Genomic DNA, 19,136 nt, shown 5'->3' with positions numbered 1-19,136 from the left:
TTTTCATGATGGAGATTGAAGGTGAATGACGTGAATAAAAAAGATATCATTAAACTATTAGAACAGATTGCTATCTATATGGAGCTCAAAGGCGAGAACTCATTCAAAATCTCGGCTTACCGCAAAGCGGCTGCAGCTCTTGAAAATGATGATCGCAGTTTAAGTGAAATAGATGATTTTACAAAGCTAAGCGGTATAGGAAAAGGGACGGCGGGCGTCATCGAAGAATATATCGAAGAGGGCACCTCATCGGTATTGGAAGAGTTGAAGGAACAGGTTCCTGCCGGCCTCGTTCCCCTTCTTCAACTCCCCGGACTCGGGGGCAAGAAGATTGCGAAGCTGTACAGCGAGCTTGGCGTGGAAGGAATCGAAGACCTGGAAGAAGCGTGCCGGAACGAAAAAGTCCAGGCCCTGGCCGGTTTCGGAAAGAAGACGGAAGAGAAGATCATCGCCGCCATCGAACAGGTCGGCAAGCGGCCGGACCGCCTTCCCATCGGCTTCATGGAAGGAGTGGCAGTCGAAATCGAATCCTTCCTCGGCAACATGGATAGCATCAGAACCTACTCGCGTGCCGGCAGCCTGCGGAGGGGACGCGAAACCATCAAGGATCTTGATTTCATCCTCTCCACTGATGAGCCGTCACAGGTAAAGGAAGCCCTCCTGGAGCTTCCCGGTATCGTGGAGACCATCGCAGCGGGAGACACGAAGGTATCATTGACGCTCCGGTACAGCTGGGATGTGAGCGTCGATTTCCGGATTGTCGAACCGAAGGAATTCGCCACGGCCCTCCATCATTTCACGGGCTCGAAAGATCACAATGTCCGGATGCGCCAGCTCGCGAAAGAGCGTGGAGAGAAAATCAGCGAATACGGGGTGGAGAACGCCGAAACGGGTGAAGTGACGACGTTTGAAACGGAAGAAGAATTCTACGGTCACTTCGGTCTCCCTTTCATTCCGCCTGAACTCAGGGAAGATGGCCGCGAGGTGGAAGAGTTCAAGAAGGACTACCCATTGATCTCACTTGAAGACATCAAAGGGGACCTTCATATGCATACCACCTGGTCTGACGGGGCGTACTCCATCGAAGAGATGGTGGAGGCGTGCCGGGCGAAAGGGTATTCCTATATGGCCATCACGGACCACTCCCAATACTTGAGGGTAGCCAATGGCCTGACCGAAGAACGACTGCTGAAACAGATTCAAGAAATAAAAGAAATCAATAAGCGCTATGATGATATCGAGGTGCTTGCGGGAATCGAGATGGACATCCTGCCTGACGGAACGCTCGATTATGACGATGACGTGCTCAGCCAGCTGGACGTGGTCATCGCCTCGATCCATTCCAGCTTCTCGCAGTCACAAGACAAAATCATGGACCGGTTGAAAACGGCACTGGAGAACCCCCATGTGGACTTCATCGCTCATCCTACAGGCAGGATCATCGGCCGAAGGGAAGGATATGCCGTCGACATGGATGCCTTGATCGATCTTGCGTCAGAAACCGGAACCGCACTGGAGCTCAATGCGAACCCGAACCGGCTCGATCTATGTGCAGAACATGTGCGAAAAGCTCAGGAACGCGGTGTTCCCCTGGTCATCAATACGGACGCACACAGCCATGATCACCTTGAGTTTATGGGAATCGGCGTCTCGACTGCACGAAAAGGATGGATCAAAACCGATTCGGTCCTCAATACGAAAGATACAGACGAACTCATGAAGTTCCTGAAACGAAACAAATGATAAAGGTGGAGTATCGTGAATTCCAAAGTACTGAAAACATTAGAATTTGATAAGATCAAAGAACTGCTGAAAGAATACGCGGCATCTGCCCTGGGTCTTGCCAAGGTGACGGCCCTCACACCATCCGTCGATTATGACGAGATCCTGGCGCTCCACGAAGAAACGGATGAAGCCATGACGATCCTCCGCCTCAAGGGGCACGCCCCCTCGGAGGGATCTTCGATATCAGGCCCCATGTGAAGCGTGCCCAGATCGGCGGCATGCTCTCTCCCGCCGAACTTGTACAGGTGGCGAGCACAATCCGTGCAAGCCGCAAGCTGACGCGCTTCGTGGAAGAACTGAAGGAAGAGGAAGTGAAAATCCCTCTCCTGCAGGAGAAGATGGAATCCGTCACGCCGCTTCCACACCTTGAGCAGGAAATCCGCCAGGTGGTGGATGAAAACGGGGGCATACTCGATTCAGCCAGTGATTCCCTGCGGAACATCCGTACCCAGCTCAGGGCGAACGAAGGAAGGATCAGAGAGAAGCTTGAGCGGATGATCCGCTCCTCCAATGCCCAGAAGATGCTGTCGGATGCCATCATCACGATCCGGAACGACCGCTACGTCATCCCGGTGAAACAGGAATATCGCGGCCATTATGGCGGCATCATCCATGATCAGAGTTCATCTGGTCAGACCCTATTCATCGAGCCCGAGGCCATCGTGCAGCTCAATAACCAGCTCAGGGAGCTGAAATTGAAAGAGCAGACCGAGATCGAAAAGATCCTGCTCGCCATGACGGAGAAGGTGCATGAATTCTCAAGTGAGCTCTTCTACATCGTATCGGTCCTGACGGATGTGGATTTCATGTTCACAAAGGCGAAGTTCGGCCGTTCCATCAAGGGGACGAAACCGATCGTCAACCAGGATAAGCGGGTCAGGCTGAACAAAGCCCGTCACCCGCTGTTGCCGATGGATGAAGCCGTGGCCAATGACATCGAACTCGGGGATGATTTTTCGGCGATTGTCATCACCGGACCGAATACGGGGGGGAAAACCGTCACCTTGAAAACACTCGGCTTGACGACCCTCATGGCACAGGCCGGCCTTCCGATCCCGGCGCTGGATGGATCCGAGGTAGGGGTCTTCAAGACCGTCTATGCCGATATCGGGGATGAACAGTCCATCGAACAGAGTTTGAGTACGTTCTCCTCCCATATGGTGAACATCGTCGGGATCCTCGATAAAGTCGATTTCGACAGCCTTGTCCTCTTTGATGAGCTCGGGGCGGGGACCGATCCGCAGGAAGGGGCGGCGCTGGCCATCTCCATCCTTGATGAAGTCCATGCGACCGGTGCGAGAGTGGTAGCAACGACACATTATCCGGAACTGAAGGCATATGGCTATAACCGTGAAGGCGTCGTGAATGCAAGCGTCGAGTTCGACGTCGAAACACTGAGTCCGACCTACCGGCTCTTGATCGGGGTACCGGGACGGAGTAATGCATTCGAGATCTCCGAGCGTCTGGGGTTATCCCAACGGGTCATCAAGCGTGCGAAATCCCATATAGGGACCGACAGCAAGGAAGTCGAGAACATGATTGCTTCCCTCGAGGACAATCGCAGGCAGGGTGAGCGAGAGCTCGAAGAAGCGCATGAGCTCTTGAGACAAGCGGAGAAGATGCATAAAGACATGCAAAAACAGATGATGGAGTACTACGAGAAAAAGGACTCCCTCTATGAGAAAGCGCAGAAAAAAGCATCCGAAGTCGTCGACAAAGCGAAAGCGGAAGCGGAGGAAGTGATCCGCGACCTGAGAAGGATGCAGAAGGAAAGTTCGTCCGGGATCAAGGAGCATCAGCTGATCCAGGCGAAAAAACATCTTGAAGATGCAGCACCGAACCTGCCTCAATCGTCGAAACCGAAAAAACAATCGACGGCACGCACGTTGCAACCGGGAGATGAAGTGAAAGTGCTCAGCTTCGACCAGAAAGGCCATCTTGTCGAGAAGGTATCCAATAAAGAATGGCAGGTCCAGATGGGGATCATGAAGATGAAAGTGAAGGAATCCGACCTAGAATTCATCCAATCCCAGCAGAAGGTGGAAACCAAGTCCCTTTCCACAGTGAAAGGAAAGGACTTCCATGTGAATCTTGAACTCGACCTCAGGGGCGAGCGCTATGAAAATGCTTTGGCCCGTGTTGATAAATACATCGATGATGCCCTCCTTGCTGGCTATCCGCGGGTTTCCATCATCCACGGCAAGGGCACCGGAGCCCTGCGGCAGGGTGTCCAGGAATATCTGAAGAACCATCGTGCCGTCAAGAAGGCCCGATTCGGTGATGCCAGTGAAGGCGGTACCGGGGTAACGGTCATCGAATTTAAGTAGTAGAGGAGAGAAGGGGGATTCCTAGTGGAGAAAATCTGGGAGAATGTGTTGGTGAAGACCGCTGCGAACTACAGCGTCGTCATCCTCTGCCTTGTTCTTTTCCTGGCGGTCTTTGAGCTTGTCACGAAGTATAAGAACTGGGAAGAAATCAAGAAGGGGAATCTTGCCGTGGGCATGGCTACCGGAGGGAAGATCTTCGGGATTGCCAATATCTTCAGTCATTCCATCGATCATAATGATACGATCATCACGACGATCGGATGGGGTGTCTACGGCTTTGCCCTCCTGCTGATCGGTTACTTCATCTTTGAGTTCCTGACACCTAGATTTAAGATCGACGAAGAGATTGCCAATGATAACCGCGCTGTAGGATTTATTTCCCTCGTCATTTCCGTCGGACTATCCTACGTCATCGGCGCAGGAATTTCATAAGGAGAGGGAATATGGAGAAACTGGCGAAAGTATTATTGGTCCTTTGCGGAGGATTCATCGTGGTGGGCATCATTTATATGGTTTTCTTTGCTTGACCGCCTTAATATTGAAAGGAAGACTGTCATACAGTAGTGGTGACAGTCTTTTTTTTATGGAATCTCTCCTGGCAAGAGGATGACCATAGGCTAAAAGAAGGACTGGTAAGGGATTACAAATTGTATCTGAAGTCCTGATGTTTTATAATGGGAATAGAATAAATTTTCAAATAATTAGACGGGAGGGATCACTATGAATAAACCCTGGCTCGCTGAATACCCCGAGCAGATTCCGAAGGAGTTTACGCTGGTGGAGAAACCGCTTCAGAGCTATCTGACTGACGCGGCGGAGAAATATGGCGGGAAAACCGCGATCCATTTCATGGGCAAGGAGTTGACCTACAGGGAGGTGCATGAATCGGCTCTCAAATTCGGTTCTTACCTGAAAGGACTCGGGATCGAAAAAGGAGACCGGGTCGCCATCATGCTCCCGAACACGCCGCAATCGGTCATCGCCTACTATGGCATCCTCTATGCCGAGGGAGTCGTCGTGCAGACGAATCCACTGTATATGGAGCGCGAGATCGAGTACCAGATGAAGGACTCGGGTGCAAAGGTGATGCTGACCCTGGATATCCTCTATCCGAGGGTCACGAAGGTGATGAAGGAAACCGAGCTTGAACACATAATTGTAACCGCTATCAAGGATTGTCTCCCCTTCCCTAAAAATTGGATTTATCCATTCATCCAGAAGAAACAGTACGGCATCGTCGTCAAAGTGGAACCATCGGAAACGATCCATCTTTATACGGAGATCATGAAGGGCCATGCAGGGGAACTTCCGGTACCGGAGGCGTTTGATTTTGCAGAAGATCTAGCTCTCCTTCAGTATACGGGAGGGACAACGGGGTTCCCGAAAGGGGTCATGCTCACCCATCAAAACCTTGTGGCGAATGCGTCCATGTGTGATATCTGGCTCTATAAATGCCGGAAGGGTGAAGAAAGGGTCCTTGGCATCCTCCCATTCTTCCACGTCTATGGGATGACAGCCGTCATGGTGCTATCCATCATGCAGGGGTATACCCTTATCCTCCTTCCTAAATTCGATGCCACCACGACCTTGAAGACAATCCAAAAACAAAAGCCGACCCTGTTTCCCGGAGCACCGACGATCTATATCGGATTGCTGAATCATCCGGATCTCAAGAAGTACGATCTCTCCTCCATCGATTCGTGCATCAGCGGAAGTGCATCGCTCCCCGTCGAGGTGCAGCAACAGTTCGAGAGTGTCACAGGCGGAAAGCTCGTCGAAGGATATGGTCTGACGGAATCATCGCCGGTCACACATTCCAACTTCCTGTGGGATAAGGAGAGGGTGAAGGGAAGCATCGGCGTCCCTTGGCCGAATACCGACAGCGTCATCCTGTCCATGGAAACGGGGGAACCGCTGCCGCCGAATGAAATCGGTGAGATCGCCGTGAAGGGACCGCAGGTGATGAAAGGGTACTGGAACCGCCCTGAAGAAACCGAGCAGACGCTGAAGGACGGCTGGCTCCTCACAGGTGACGTCGGCTATATGGATGAACGCGGATACTTCTTCGTGGTGGACCGCAAGAAGGATATGATCATCGCCGGAGGCTTCAATATCTACCCGCGGGAAATCGAAGAAGTCCTGTACGAACACCCTGCCATCCAGGAAGTCGTCGCAGCCGGAGTGCCTGATGCCTACCGGGGGGAAACCGTAAAAGCATATGTCGTCCTCAAAGAAGGGGAGACCCTTACAGAGGAAGAGCTCAACGTGTACGCCAGGAAATATCTTGCCGCGTATAAAGTCCCGAGGATTTATGAGTTCAGGAAAGAGCTCCCGAAAACAGCTGTCGGAAAGATCCTCCGCAGAGCGCTGGTGGAAGAAGAACGCGTCAAGCTGGAAGAAGAGAAGAAATTAAGTTAAACTGTTGGAGGAGAATCCTTCCTTCTTTTTTGTTGTCGGATGGTACAGGCTGTTGACAATCACAGGAGAACCTTATAATATAGAAATATGAATGAATGGTCATTCATTATTCTATAAGGCAGGTCAAAAACCTATGAAGCGAAATAAACCAAAATATAAACAGATCATCGATGCCGCGGTCATTGTGATTGCAGAAAACGGCTACCATCAGGCGCAGGTTTCCAAGATCGCCAAGCAGGCAGGAGTGGCGGACGGGACGATCTATCTTTATTTCAAAAACAAAGAAGACATCCTGATTTCCCTCTTCAAAGAAAAGATGGGCCTGTTCGTGGATAAAATCGAGGAAGTTATTGCAGGAAAACAGACAGTTTCAGAGAAATTATTAGTAATGATCGAAAATCATTGTAAGATCCTGTCGGATGATCATCACCTGGCCATCGTGACACAGCTGGAACTCCGGCAATCCAATAAGGAGATCCGTCTCAAGATCAATGATGTCCTGAAAGGATATCTGAAGCTGATCGATACCATCCTGGTCAGCGGAGTGGAGTCAGGCGAGTTTGCAGCGGATCTCGATGTAAGGCTTGCACGGCAGATGATCTTCGGCACGCTGGATGAAATGGTCACCACCTGGGTGATGAATGAACAGAAATATGATCTGACGGCCCAGGTACCGACGATCCACAAGCTGCTGCTTCAAGGATGCGGCGGCAGGAACACAATCAGTTTAGGGGGATGAAAATGGAGAATCTTTCGTGGACACTGGAAGGGAATGTAGCATCCGTGCTCATTCAGAGACCCCCTGCCAATGCGTTGGCAAGCGGGCTCATTTCTGAAATAGATGCTCTATTGAATGAGCTTGAGGGGAACCGGGATGTCCGGGTCATCCTCTTGAAGGGAGAAGGCCGATTCTTCTCTGCGGGAGCCGATATCAAGGAATTCACCACCATCGAGACCGGAGAAGAGTTCTCGAAGCTCGCCGCAAGAGGACAGGAAGTATTCGAGCGCATGGAAAACTTCCCGAAACCGATCATTGCCGCCATTCACGGTGCTGCACTGGGAGGCGGACTCGAGCTTGCCATGGGATGTCATATCCGTCTCGTGAGTGAGAACGCAAAGCTTGGTCTTCCCGAGCTCCAGCTTGGACTTGTGCCAGGTTTCGCCGGCTCACAGCGGCTGCCGAAATTCGTCGGGCGCGCCAAAGCAGCGGAGATGCTCCTGACAAGTGAGCCGATCTCAGGGACCGAAGCGGTGCAATGGGGCCTTGCCAATAAGGCGTACCCTGAAGAGGAACTTTTTGAAAAGGCTTCGGAGCTTGCGGCGAAAATCGCGAAGAAGAGTCCGGTGGCCATGAAGGCTGCCATCGAATTGCTCAGCTACACAAAAGATGACCGATTCTATGCAGGCGTGAAGCGTGAAGCCGATATGTTCGGTGAAATCTTCGTCTCAGAGGATGCCAAGGAAGGGATATCCGCCTTCATTGAAAAACGCGAACCCCATTTCAAAGGGTAGGCAGCAGGATAGCGGGTGCACAACCGCTATCCCTTCTTCGGACCACAATTGTCCGAATCTTCCCAAGAGATGCTGTATTTAAAACATTGTTTCGATTACCATAGACAAATACCAGGAGGGACTGCAGAATGAACATCTATGTACTGTTGAAAAGAACGTTTGACACGGAAGAGAAGATCTCGATCCAAAATGGACGCATTGCAGAAGACGGCGCAGAGTTCATCATCAATCCGTACGATGAATATGCCGTGGAGGAAGCGATCCAGGTCCGTGACAATCACGGGGGAGATGTAACCGTTATCACGGTCGGTGGGGAAGAGAGCGAGAAGCAGCTCAGGACAGCTTTGGCCATGGGTGCCGATAAAGCCGTCCTCATCAATACAGAAGATGATCTCGACCATGGTGACCAATTCACGACGGCGACAATCCTCGCTGAATACTTGAAAGATCAGGAAGTCGATCTGATCCTGGCGGGCAATGTGGCCATCGACGGAGGATCCGGACAGGTGGGGCCAAGGGTGGCAGAACAACTGGATATCCCGTTCGTCACCACCATTACAAAGCTTGAAATCGCTGGTGAAACCGTAACGGTAACGCGTGACGTCGAGGGAGACTCCGAAGTGATCGAAACATCCCTTCCCCTCCTTGTCACAGCTCAGCAAGGGTTGAACGAGCCGCGCTACCCTTCGCTTCCGGGAATCATGAAAGCCAAGAAAAAGCCTCTTGAAGAGCTTGAACTGGATGATCTTGATCTGGAAGAAGAGGACGTGGAAGCGAAAACGAAAACAATCGAAATTTATCTTCCGCCGAAAAAAGAGGCCGGCAGGGTGCTCGAAGGAGATGTGGCCGTACAGGTGAGCGAACTGGTACAGCTACTCCGCACGGAAGCGAAAGTTATCTAATCGACCAGCATACCAATACAATCAGGGGGTTATAAGCATGGCAAGAAAAGTAGTAGTACTTGGTGAAGTTCGGGACGGATCATTGCGTAATGTATCTTTCGAGGCCATTGCGGCAGCGAAGACGGTAGCGGAAGGCGGAGAAGTCGTAGGCGTGCTCGTCGGCCAATCGGTGGGTAGCCTCGGTCAAGAATTGGTCCACTATGGAGCGGACCGTGTCATCACCGTCGAAGATGAAAAGCTGGCCCAATATACGCCGGATGGCTATTCACAGGCGTTGATGGCTGTGATCGAACAGGAATCTCCGGAGGGGATCATCTTCGGCCATACGGCACTAGGGAAAGATCTCTCACCGAAGCTCGCAGGCAAACTGAAGACCGGTCTCGTATCCGATGCAACCGATTTGGAACTGGCAGGTGGGAATCTTGTTTTCACAAGACCGATCTATTCTGGGAAAGCCTTTGAGAAAAAAATCGTAACGGACGGAGTGATCTTTGCAACGATCCGACCGAATAATATCGAGCCATTGGCAAAGGATGAGTCACGCACAGGTGACGTGGCTTCCCTATCCGTGGATATCAAGGATCTGCGAACGATCATCAAGGATGTCGTCCGCAAAGCAAGCGAAGGGGTCGACCTGTCAGAGGCAAAAGTCATCATCGCAGGAGGACGCGGCGTGAAGAGTGAAGACGGGTTCAACCCCCTCAAAGAACTTGCCGACGTCCTTGGCGGTGCCGTCGGGGCATCAAGGGGTGCGTGTGATGCAGACTACTGCGATTACTCCCTTCAAATCGGGCAAACCGGCAAAGTCGTCACACCGGATCTTTACATCGCCTGCGGGATTTCCGGAGCGATCCAGCATCTTGCGGGAATGTCCAACTCCAAGGTCATTGTCGCCATCAACAAAGACCCGGAAGCGAACATCTTCAATGTAGCCGACTATGGGATCGTAGGGGACCTGTTCGAAGTGGTACCTCTCCTCACGGAAGAATTCAAAAAGCTGAAAGTTTCTTCTTCCTGATCTAAAAAGGACTGGGTTTCAGGGTGGAATTTCACCGGATGAACACATAGGATAAGAAAAGAAGAATAAGGAGTGGCGGATGCTTGCTCCTTATTTTATTGGAATGGGGTATAAACCGCTGCCGGCAGGGGGAAAGTAGCTACGAGCAGATTTATAGCATCCTACCGGTTACGGTGATATACTTACGATACATTTTAAGATTTGGGAGGCACATTTAAATGGCTATTACACATGCAACTGATCAAAACTTCACAGCTGAAACAAACTCTGGTCTCGTACTTGCGGACTTCTGGGCTCCATGGTGTGGACCTTGTAAAATGATCGCTCCAGTACTTGAAGAATTGGACAGCGAAATGGGCGAAAAAGTAAAAATCGTCAAAGTAGACGTGGACGAAAACCAAGAAACAGCAGGAAAATACGGCGTAATGAGCATCCCGACTCTCGTTATCCTAAAAGACGGAGAAGTCGTAGATAAAGTCATCGGTTTCCAACCGAAAGAAGCACTTGCTGAACTAGTCAACAAACACGCGTAAGGACGCCACAAAAAGCATCCGGCCCATAGCCGGATGCTTTTTTGTTTTATTTAAACCAATGGGGATGGGGAACATTATGTGAAAGATGATGCATACCCGTTTGATTTAGACAGGCGATTCGTCCTCTAAATACGAGAAATATTCAGAGTGAAATGGAGCGGTCTACATTCTTCCTGATGATCAAACCCTTAAAGAAAAAGGAAAACGATTCATCAGCAAGTCCCACAGTAAGGGAAATACCACATATGCCAATGAAGAAAGAGTACACAATGATCAACCACCAAAGAGTGGAATGAAGCGAAGGGCACTTGACTCCAATGGGAAAAGAGGGATGATCGAGACCCCGCAGGCACGAGGAGGCTCGACACCCTCCCCATGGAAAGCAAGTGCCCGAAGCGCAATGGAACGGTCCATATTCTCACTGATACCCAAATCCTTTGAGGGAACCGAAAATGATTCAGCAGATGCATTCTATCCTCTTAGAAAGAGTAGTACCTGAACCCAAAAGGATCAAGAACACATACTGATCAACCACCAAAGAGAGGAATGAAGCGAAGGGTACTTGACTCCAATGGGAAAAGAGGGATGATCGAGATCCCGCAGGCACGAGGAGGCTCGACACCCTCCCCATGGAAAGCGAGTGCCCGAAGCGCAAAGGAACGGTCCCCTTTTTCCTGATAACCCGATTTTAAAAGGGAGCCGAAATGATTTACCTAATATCCTGTCCCATAGTAGGGGAGTACCCGCACACCCCATTAAAGAAAGAGTACACAATGATCAAGCACCAAAGAGTGAAATGAAGCGAAGGGCGCTTGACTCCAACGGGAAAAGAGGGATGATCGAGACCCCGCAGGCCTGCCGAGGAGGCTCGACACCCTCCCCGTGGAAAGCAAGTGCCCGAAGCGCAATGAAACGGTCTAATCCCAACCGCTCACCATATCCCGAATAGGACCAGCAATCCAATAAGAAAGTACGCTCGATACGAAAATAGAACATCCTCCCTCACCAAAGCCCCAATCATAGAAGTGCTCCGCCAATTCGTGTATACTTCAAGTAAAAGGAAACAACTGATCGACAACCATGAACGATCGTAAGAAAGGGAGAGCGACCGTGAATACAATGATTTCAAATAAATTGGCCCTCTTGCCCGATCAGCCCGGCTGCTACCTCATGAAAGATCGTCAAGGGACGATCATCTACGTAGGAAAGGCCAAAGTGCTGAAAAATCGGGTGCGGTCCTACTTCACCGGGTCCCATGATGCGAAAACCCAGCGCCTCGTCGGTGAAATCGAGGACTTTGAATACATCATGACTTCATCTGACCTCGAAGCACTCGTGCTCGAAATGAATCTGATCAAGAAGTATGACCCGAAATACAACGTCATGCTCAAAGACGATAAAAGCTACCCGTTCATCAAGCTGACCAATGAGCGTCACCCAAGGCTCATCACCACCCGCAAGGTGCAGCGCGGCAAGGGACGGTACTTTGGTCCGTATCCGAATGCAGGAGCCGCGAACGAAACGAAAAAATTGCTCGATCGCCTGTATCCACTGCGAAAATGTACCACGCTGCCGGACAGGGCATGCCTATACTACCATATGGGACAATGCCTGGCGCCGTGCATCAAGGAAGTGAATAATGAAACGTACCGCGAGATGACGGATGAAATCGCCCGTTTCCTGAATGGCGGCTATAAGGAAATCAAGGAACAGCTTTCCGTGAAGATGCAGGAAGCCTCTGAAAAGATGGAATTCGAGCGTGCCATGGAATTCAGGGATCAGATCCAGCATATCGAGGCAACGATGGAAAAACAAAAGATGACCATGACGGATTTCACCGATCGCGATGTGTTCGGTTACGGCATTGACAAGGGCTGGATGTGCGTCCAGGTGTTCTTCGTGCGGCAAGGGAAACTCATCGAACGGGATGTTTCCCTGTTCCCGATCTATAATGAACCGGAGGATGAGTTCCTTACATTCCTCGGCCAGTTTTATTCCAAGTCCAATCACTTCAAACCGAAGGAAATTTTCCTCCCGGAAGGAATCGATGTGGAACTCGTGGAGAAACTCCTTGAAGTAAGGACCGTCCAGCCGAAGCGCGGGAAGAAGAAGGAACTGGTGCGCCTTGCCGAGAAAAATGCCAAGCAGGCACTGAACGAGAAGTTTGCCCTGATCGAACGGGATGAAGACCGTACGATCAAAGCGGTCGAAAGACTCGGTGAACAGATGGGCATTTATACACCGTTCCGGATCGAGGCATTCGATAACTCCAATATCCAGGGATCGGACCCCGTCTCGGCCATGATCGTGTTCCTGGACGGGAAGCCGGCTAAGAAGGAATACCGGAAGTATAAGATCAAGACCGTCACCGGACCGGATGACTATGAATCCATGAGGGAAGTGATCCGGAGAAGGTATGCGAGGGTATTGAAAGAAGGACTGCCCCTCCCTGACCTGATTGTCATCGATGGCGGGAAGGGACAGATCGAAGCGGCCCGGGAAGTGCTGGAGAATGAACTGGGTCTTGATGTTCCTCTAGGCGGCCTCGCAAAGGACGACAAGCATCAGACATCGGAACTGCTGTACGGGAATCCCCTCCAGATCATTCCTTTAGAGAAACGGAGCCAGGAATTTTATCTGCTTCAGCGCATACAGGATGAAGTCCACCGGTTCGCCATCACCTTCCATCGACAGCTCAGGGGGAAGAGTGCGTTCCAATCCATGCTGGACGATATTGATGGAATCGGTCCGAAGCGTAAGAAACAGCTGTTGAAACATTTCGGATCGATGAAACGGATGAAGGAAGCAACCTTGGAAGAGTTCAGGGAGCTCGGGATCCCGGAGCGTGTCGCCATGCAACTTCATGAAAAACTTCATGATAATGGTGAAAAGGACGTTGATACCCCAAAATGATTGTGCTATAATGAACAAAAATTAAAAACATTATCACTTTTTAAGTGGTGATAGAGGTGCGGACTTCAATAGTACGGTTCACGGAAGAGTATGAGCTCTGGAGATGTGACTGGAAAGGGGAGGACCGCCGAAGTGAAGCCGCACTCATATCGGCTGCGCTGGTTCTGCATTTAATAGATGCAGGATTGTCAAGATGATTCATCTTGGAGAGCTATCTCACAATGCCGACTGAACCTTTTTTGTTCGTATGCAGTGTTCAAAAAGCAATGAGATGCTTCGTCTCATTGCTTTTTTTTATACCTGCTGCATGACGGTGTCCCCGACATGGGGATGCCAAAAGCCGGAATCAGATAGTAGCTCTAGTCCATCAGGGTGCTCCGCATCCAATCAAGAAGAAAGAGGGAGAAGCATTGGGTATAATCGTTCAGAAATTTGGCGGAACTTCGGTGGGATCAGTGGAACGAATTCAGCATGTGGCTTCACGTGTGGTGGAAGAGAAGGAAAAGGGGAATGACGTCGTCGTCGTCGTTTCCGCAATGGGAAAAACGACGGATGCCCTTGTAGGCATGGCAAAGGAAATCTGCTCGCAGCCGAGCAAACGTGAAATGGATATGCTTCTGTCTACAGGAGAGCAGGTGACCATCTCACTATTGACGATGGCCCTTATCCAAGTCGGCCAGGATGCCATTTCGTTTACGGGCTGGCAGGCCGGGATCGAGACGGAGTCCATCCACAGCAATGCCAGGATCACCAATATCCACACGGAAAAATTGGCATCCCATCTGAATGAAGGGAAGGTCGTCATCGTGGCAGGATTCCAGGGAATGACTGCATCAGGAGAAATCACCACCCTTGGCCGGGGCGGATCCGATACGACGGCCGTCGCCATCGCAGCAGCCCTGAAGGCGGAACGCTGCGATATTTATACGGACGTAGATGGGGTTTACACATCCGACCCCCGTTATATAAAAGGAGCCAGGAAGCTTTCCAGTATCTCCTATGATGAAATGCTGGAGCTTGCCAATCTTGGGGCGGGCGTCCTCCATCCGAGGGCCGTGGAATTTGCCAAAAACTATCAGATTCCATTGGAAGTCCGTTCAAGCATCGAGAGGATCGAAGGTACTTATATTGAGGAGGAAGCAAGCATGGAACAAAATCTAGTTGTACGCGGCGTAGCGTTCGAGAATGAAATCACAAGGGTGACGGTCTTCGGTCTGAATAATGCGTTGAAGGGGCTGTCATCGATCTTCACCACACTGGCGGAGCATCACCTGAATGTCGATATCATCATCCAGAGTCAAACAGAACAAAATACGACCAATCTGTCGTTCTCCATCAAAGGGCATGATCTTGAAGAGACCCTCGAGGTCCTTGAACAGCACAAAGAATCCCTCGGCTTCACCCATGTGGAACATGAAGGGGGACTGTCGAAGGTATCCATCGTCGGATCGGGCATGATCTCGAATCCTGGTGTCGCAGCAGAAATGTTCGAAGTGCTCGCAGATAACGGGATCACCATCAAGATGGTGAGCACATCTGAAATCAAAGTATCCGTCGTCGTGGACGAGGATCTCATGAATAAAGCGGCACAGGTGCTGCACTCCTCCTTCCATCTTGATGAAGTGAAAGTGGAAGAAATCACTCTGTGAGCATCAAAAGGCAGGCCCGCTCCTCATGGGAGCGGGCCTGCCTTCTGTGGTCATTCGACCCGGTCTTTGTCATCCCAGACAGCTGTGATCTTGACGGTCTGGTTTCGCTTATGTAGTTCATCAGTCGCTTCTGTGACGAATTTATTCTGCATTTGGACAAATTCGGCAAGGAAGCCCGTTTCCAATTTGAAGGAGGCATCCGATTTCAATGAATTGCGGCGCTTGACGAATTCCCCGCTGAGTTCGAACGTGATTTCGTTCTTCTTCTGGTCGATGATGGCGAGATCTCCCCATCCTGCTTCACGGAAGAAAGATATCAGTTCATCATTGGATGGCAGGGGGAATTTCCTGGCAAGCTGTTTTCCGCCCCAGTAAAGAATATCGGGTGTGTGTTTCCCGAGGATATCGGGTAGCAGCAGATCGCGTATCAGTTCATATCCGAAGATGGGAACGGACTGGGACTCTACGACTTCTTCTTTTTTCTGTTCCAAATATATCCCCTCTTTCTATAAAACTATTATATACATGAGAGGGGAATTAATCATCCCATACTCGAAAAAAAGTGTTCATGGGATATTTTGCCGCAATAATAAATCCTGTCTGTTTTGATTGAATTTTCTTACGATTTTGTGACAATTTCCGGACGAAATTATTTTTCCGATATTGTCGAATTTATGTATACGTTTTCTTGACGCTGTCACTCCATGGGAGTAAAATGGATGTGTCACATAATTGTTACAATATAAAATATGAATAAAAATCTAATTTTTATGCGGAGATTAGTTGGAAGATTCATATTTTATGATTAAGGGGGGTAAATCATGGCTGGAAATCGAGAGTTTAATTTTCGCAGGCTTCATTCATTACTAGGTGTGATTCCGGTTGGATTATTCTTAACGCAACATTTAGTGGTGAACCATTTTGCCACTGGCGGGGAAGAGTCGTTCAACCAGGCAGCACATTTCATGGAAAGTCTACCTTTCCGCTATTTCCTGGAGATCTTCATCATATTCCTTCCATTGTACTTCCATGCAATCTATGGAATCTACATTGCGTTCACGTCCAAGAATAACGCCAGCAGATTCGGATTCTTCCGTAACTGGATGTTCCTTCTTCAACGTGTATCCGGCGTCATCACGTTCATCTTCGTCACATGGCATGTCTGGCAGACACGGGTCGCTGTATTCTTCGGCGCGACAGTGAACTTCCAAATGATGGAGGAGATATTCTCCAACCCATTCATGGTCGCATTCTACGTGCTGGGTGTCCTGTCTACGATCTTCCACTTCGCCAATGGCCTATGGTCATTCTGCGTCAGCTGGGGAATCACGGTCACACCGCGTTCACAGCGCATCGCTACATACGTGACGATCGGGATCTTCCTTGCGCTTTCCATCGTGGGTATGCGCGCCATCTTTGCTTTTATCGTATAAGGAACACATTCAATAGATCATGCAAGTGCTCTGAAGTTTGGTAGGAAAAGGAGTGAAGGACGATGAGTAAAGGGAAAATCATCGTAGTCGGTGGTGGATTAGCCGGTCTGATGGCCACCATCAAAGCAGCAGAAAAAGGCGCACCGGTCGATCTATTTTCATTGGTGCCAGTTAAGCGCTCCCACTCCGTTTGCGCACAGGGTGGCATAAACGGAGCGGTCAATACAAAAGGAGAAGGGGATTCTCCTTGGGAACATTTCGATGATACGGTCTATGGAGGAGACTTCCTGGCGAATCAGCCGCCGGTCAAGGCCATGACAGAAGCAGCACCAGGCATCATCCACCTTTTGGACCGGATGGGCGTCATGTTCAACCGTACACCGGAAGGCCTGCTTGACTTCCGCCGCTTTGGTGGAACACAGCATCACCGTACTGCGTTCGCCGGTGCGACAACCGGTCAGCAGTTATTGTACGCATTGGACGAGCAGGTCCGTCGCCATGAAGTGGCAGGGCTCGTGAATAAATATGAAGGATGGGAATTCCTTGGTGTCATCATCGATGATGAAGGCAAGGCACGCGGGATCGTCGCCCAGAACCTTCAAACAATGGAAATCCAGTCATTCCCGGCCGATGCCGTCATCATGGCAACGGGAGGACCCGGCATCATCTTCGGAAAATCAACGAACTCCGTCATCAATACAGGATCCGCTGCTTCCATCGTGTATCAGCAGGGTGCGTATTATGCGAACGGTGAGTTCATCCAGATCCATCCGACAGCGATTCCAGGGGACGATAAACTCCGCCTCATGAGTGAATCGGCACGTGGGGAAGGCGGACGCGTCTGGACATACAAAGACGGAAAGCCTTGGTACTTCCTTGAAGAGAAATACCCGGCATACGGAAACCTCGTACCGCGTGATATCGCGACGCGTGAAATCTTCGACGTGTGCGTGAATCAGAAGCTCGGCATCAACGGAGAGAACATGGTGTATCTTGATCTGTCCCATAAGGATTCGAAGGAACTCGACATCAAGCTCGGCGGCATCATCGAAATCTATGAGAAGTTCATGGGTGATGATCCACGCAAGGTTCCGATGAAGATCTTCCCTGCGGTCCACTATTCAATGGGCGGCCTGTGGGTCGATTACGATCAGATGACGAATATCCCTGGACTGTTTGCTGCCGGTGAGTGTGATTACTCCCAGCATGGTGGGAACCGACTTGGAGCCAACTCCCTGCTTTCCGCAATCTATGGCGGTATGGTGGCCGGCCCGAATGCGATCAAGTACATCGAGGGGCTTGAAAGCTCAGTCGAAACCGTACCTGCATCTGTATTCGAGCGCCATGTGAAGCAGGAGCAAGAGAAATGGAACGAAATCATGAGCATGGATGGAACCGAGAATGCGTATGTGATCCACAAAGAGCTTGGTGAGTGGATGACGGATAACGTGACGGTCGTTCGTCATAATGACAAGCTTGTGGAAACCGATAAGAAAATCGTAGAGCTCATGGAGCGCTATAAAAAGATCAACATCAATGACACGGCTAAGTGGAGCAATCAGGGTGCCATGTTCACGCGTCAGCTTTGGAACATGCTGCAGCTTGCCCGCGTCATCACCATCGGTGCCTTGAACCGGAATGAAAGCCGCGGTGCCCACTACAAGCCTGAATTCCCTGAGCGTAATGACGAGGACTTCCTCAAGACGACGATGGCGAAGTTCAATGCTTCCGCCAATGCGCCGGAATTCCATTACGAAGAAGTGGATACATCGTTGATCAAACCGCGTAAACGTGACTACTCTAAGAAAAAAGGGGGTTCTAACTAATGGCTGAGAAAAAGATCCGTTTTGTCATCACCCGTCAGGAAGGCCCGGATGCCGCCCCTTATCAAGAAGAGTTCGCCCTTGATTATCGCCCGAATATGAACGTGATCTCCGCTTTGATGGAGATCCGTCGTAACCCGGTCAATGCGAAAGGGGAAGGCACGACACCGATCAACTGGGATATGAACTGCCTTGAGGAAGTATGTGGAGCCTGCTCCATGGTCATCAACGGGAAACCGAGACAATCCTGTACGGCCCTGATCGATCAGCTCGAGCAGCCGATCCGTCTTGAGCCTATGCGCACCTTCCCGGTCGTACGCGACCTGCAGGTGGACCGCAGCAGGATGTTCGACAGCCTGAAGAAAGTGAAAGCCTGGATCCCGATCGATGGTACGTATGATCTTGGACCTGGTCCGCGTATGCCTGAGAAAAAGCGTCAGTGGGCGTATGAGCTTTCTAAATGCATGACCTGCGGTGTTTGCCTTGAGGCTTGTCCGAATGTAAACAGCAAGTCGGACTTCATCGGTCCTGCTCCGCTATCACAAGTACGCCTCTTCAATGCGCATCCGACGGGTGCCATGAACAAAGATGAGCGTCTTGAAGCCATCATGGGCGACGGAGGGCTTGCGAACTGTGGGAACTCTCAAAACTGCGTGCAGTCTTGTCCGAAGGGGATCCCTTTGACAACCTCCATCGCAGCATTGAACAGGGAGACCACCTTCCAGATGTTCAAAAACTTCTTCGGAAGCGACCACATGGTGGATTCATAAACAACATTGAAAAGCACTTTCCGGATGGAAAGTGCTTTTTTTAACCTTTCAGA

Annotated in this window: 15 protein-coding genes, 1 pseudogene and 1 riboswitch; of the genes and pseudogenes, 14 read left to right on the top strand and 2 right to left on the bottom strand. The window is 50.4% G+C overall.

All coding sequences use genetic code 11. From position 1 onward, the window contains the following. The first annotated feature begins 30 nt into the window (after nt 1-30). From polX to trxA, 9 genes and pseudogenes are all read left to right on the top strand, one after another. A complete protein-coding gene (polX, locus tag D5E69_RS16095) occupies nt 31-1,743 on the top strand; it encodes a DNA polymerase/3'-5' exonuclease PolX (RefSeq protein WP_048006440.1) in 1,713 nt (570 codons plus the stop codon). A 15-nt stretch (nt 1,744-1,758) separates the two neighbouring features. After that, a pseudogene (locus tag D5E69_RS16090) lies at nt 1,759-4,112 on the top strand (endonuclease MutS2). 24 nt (nt 4,113-4,136) lie between these two features. Then, the gene (locus tag D5E69_RS16085; RefSeq protein WP_048006297.1) at nt 4,137-4,544 is read left to right on the top strand and encodes a DUF350 domain-containing protein; all 408 of its coding nucleotides are present in this window, start codon (nt 4,137-4,139) and stop codon (nt 4,542-4,544) included. A gap of 288 nt (nt 4,545-4,832) precedes the next feature. Beyond that, nucleotides 4,833-6,530, top strand: a complete 1,698-nt coding sequence (locus D5E69_RS16080; RefSeq protein WP_430757486.1) for an AMP-binding protein — start codon at nt 4,833-4,835, stop codon at nt 6,528-6,530. A gap of 133 nt (nt 6,531-6,663) precedes the next feature. Continuing rightward, entirely contained in the window at nt 6,664-7,269 is a 606-nt protein-coding gene (gene fadR / locus D5E69_RS16075; protein ID WP_159129913.1) for a fatty acid metabolism transcriptional regulator FadR, read from the top strand. 2 nt (nt 7,270-7,271) lie between these two features. Then, nucleotides 7,272-8,042: an enoyl-CoA hydratase gene (locus D5E69_RS16070; protein ID WP_048006295.1), complete on the top strand. Its 771-nt coding sequence runs from the start codon at nt 7,272-7,274 to the stop codon at nt 8,040-8,042. A 128-nt stretch (nt 8,043-8,170) separates the two neighbouring features. Beyond that, nucleotides 8,171-8,944, top strand: a complete 774-nt coding sequence (locus tag D5E69_RS16065) for an electron transfer flavoprotein subunit beta/FixA family protein (RefSeq protein WP_048012663.1) — start codon at nt 8,171-8,173, stop codon at nt 8,942-8,944. A 37-nt stretch (nt 8,945-8,981) separates the two neighbouring features. Beyond that, entirely contained in the window at nt 8,982-9,962 is a 981-nt protein-coding gene (locus D5E69_RS16060) for an electron transfer flavoprotein subunit alpha/FixB family protein (protein WP_048006293.1), read from the top strand. Between the two features lie 218 nt (nt 9,963-10,180). Then, complete coding sequence (trxA, locus tag D5E69_RS16055; protein WP_048006292.1) at nt 10,181-10,495, top strand: thioredoxin; 315 nt, start codon at nt 10,181-10,183, stop codon at nt 10,493-10,495. Between the two features lie 777 nt (nt 10,496-11,272). On the opposite strand, the gene D5E69_RS16050 is transcribed toward trxA, so the two are convergent. After that, nucleotides 11,273-11,491 carry a hypothetical protein gene (locus D5E69_RS16050; RefSeq protein WP_159129912.1) on the bottom strand — a complete coding sequence of 73 codons (219 nt, stop codon included), beginning with the start codon at nt 11,489-11,491 and terminating at the stop codon, nt 11,273-11,275. Between the two features lie 114 nt (nt 11,492-11,605). Here D5E69_RS16050 and uvrC point away from each other — a divergent pair, with 114 nt between their 5' ends. Together uvrC and D5E69_RS16040 are read left to right on the top strand one after the other, a co-directional pair. Beyond that, nucleotides 11,606-13,408, top strand: coding sequence for an excinuclease ABC subunit UvrC (gene uvrC, locus D5E69_RS16045; protein WP_283957847.1), 1,803 nt, complete (start codon nt 11,606-11,608; stop codon nt 13,406-13,408). A 43-nt stretch (nt 13,409-13,451) separates the two neighbouring features. Beyond that, nucleotides 13,452-13,630: riboswitch (Lysine riboswitch) on the top strand. Nucleotides 13,631-13,818: 188 nt separating this feature from the next. Continuing rightward, complete coding sequence (locus D5E69_RS16040; protein WP_048006289.1) at nt 13,819-15,057, top strand: aspartate kinase; 1,239 nt, start codon at nt 13,819-13,821, stop codon at nt 15,055-15,057. 50 nt (nt 15,058-15,107) lie between these two features. Here D5E69_RS16040 and D5E69_RS16035 read toward each other — a convergent pair whose 3' ends face one another. Continuing rightward, nucleotides 15,108-15,548, bottom strand: coding sequence for a YslB family protein (locus D5E69_RS16035; protein WP_048006288.1), 441 nt, complete (start codon nt 15,546-15,548; stop codon nt 15,108-15,110). 330 nt (nt 15,549-15,878) lie between these two features. Here D5E69_RS16035 and D5E69_RS16030 point away from each other — a divergent pair, with 330 nt between their 5' ends. The 3 genes from D5E69_RS16030 to sdhB all read left to right on the top strand — a co-directional run bounded on the left by D5E69_RS16030 (nt 15,879) and on the right by sdhB (nt 19,083). Next, on the top strand, nt 15,879-16,490 hold the full coding sequence (locus tag D5E69_RS16030) for a succinate dehydrogenase cytochrome b558 subunit (protein ID WP_048006287.1): 612 nt from the start codon (nt 15,879-15,881) through the stop codon (nt 16,488-16,490). A 62-nt stretch (nt 16,491-16,552) separates the two neighbouring features. Further along, nucleotides 16,553-18,316 carry a succinate dehydrogenase flavoprotein subunit gene (gene sdhA / locus D5E69_RS16025; RefSeq protein WP_048014823.1) on the top strand — a complete coding sequence of 588 codons (1,764 nt, stop codon included), beginning with the start codon at nt 16,553-16,555 and terminating at the stop codon, nt 18,314-18,316. After that, the gene (sdhB, locus tag D5E69_RS16020; protein ID WP_048012661.1) at nt 18,316-19,083 is read left to right on the top strand and encodes a succinate dehydrogenase iron-sulfur subunit; all 768 of its coding nucleotides are present in this window, start codon (nt 18,316-18,318) and stop codon (nt 19,081-19,083) included. The genes sdhA and sdhB overlap by 1 nt, the downstream gene beginning before the upstream one ends. The last annotated feature ends 53 nt before the right edge of the window (nt 19,084-19,136 follow it).

Origin of the sequence: Rossellomorea marisflavi (genome assembly GCF_009806575.1) — a bacterium.
Classification (GTDB): domain Bacteria; phylum Bacillota; class Bacilli; order Bacillales; family Bacillaceae_B; genus Rossellomorea; species Rossellomorea marisflavi_A.
The sequence above is the reverse complement of the archived record's forward strand: the minus strand, read 5'-3'. Positions and strand labels throughout refer to the sequence as shown.

Coding starts and splice junctions, on each gene's coding strand:
- D5E69_RS16060 (WP_048006293.1), top strand. CDS start 8,982: ATGGCAAGAAAAGTAGTAGTACTTGGTGAAGTTCGGGACGGATCATTG.
- trxA (WP_048006292.1), top strand. CDS start 10,181: ATGGCTATTACACATGCAACTGATCAAAACTTCACAGCTGAAACAAAC.
- fadR (WP_159129913.1), top strand. CDS start 6,664: ATGAAGCGAAATAAACCAAAATATAAACAGATCATCGATGCCGCGGTC.
- sdhA (WP_048014823.1), top strand. CDS start 16,553: ATGAGTAAAGGGAAAATCATCGTAGTCGGTGGTGGATTAGCCGGTCTG.
- D5E69_RS16065 (WP_048012663.1), top strand. CDS start 8,171: ATGAACATCTATGTACTGTTGAAAAGAACGTTTGACACGGAAGAGAAG.
- sdhB (WP_048012661.1), top strand. CDS start 18,316: ATGGCTGAGAAAAAGATCCGTTTTGTCATCACCCGTCAGGAAGGCCCG.
- D5E69_RS16070 (WP_048006295.1), top strand. CDS start 7,272: ATGGAGAATCTTTCGTGGACACTGGAAGGGAATGTAGCATCCGTGCTC.
- D5E69_RS16050 (WP_159129912.1), bottom strand. CDS start 11,491: ATGTTCTATTTTCGTATCGAGCGTACTTTCTTATTGGATTGCTGGTCC.
- D5E69_RS16030 (WP_048006287.1), top strand. CDS start 15,879: ATGGCTGGAAATCGAGAGTTTAATTTTCGCAGGCTTCATTCATTACTA.
- D5E69_RS16080 (WP_430757486.1), top strand. CDS start 4,833: ATGAATAAACCCTGGCTCGCTGAATACCCCGAGCAGATTCCGAAGGAG.